At 38.1% G+C, this 231-nt stretch carries 1 protein-coding gene; it reads right to left on the reverse strand.

Features of this window, described 5'->3' with window-relative positions:
- Nucleotides 1-231 (reverse strand): ATP-binding protein (locus CF394_RS00040; protein ID WP_133079762.1); only part of this gene is annotated, 231 nt, incomplete at both ends.

Consider the following 231-nt stretch of genomic DNA (forward strand, 5'->3'; position numbering starts at 1 on the left):
CTTTGATATCAATTTTCAATCCATCCTTCACAGAATGGACTGCAATGGAAACACTGCCGCCGGATGAAGTATGCCGCAGCGCGTTATCGATCAAGTTGGTAAATACCTGCTCCATCTTGTCCTCATCAAACATAAATTCCTCTTCTGTGAGAGAAATGTCTTGATGTAAACTTATATTTTTTTCTTTTGCAACACCGGAAAATTTCCGAATGATCTTCTCTAAAAATTCAT

It is taken from the genome of Tetzosporium hominis, from assembly GCF_002265435.1.
Classification (GTDB): Bacteria; Bacillota; Bacilli; order Bacillales_A; family Planococcaceae; genus Chryseomicrobium; species Chryseomicrobium hominis.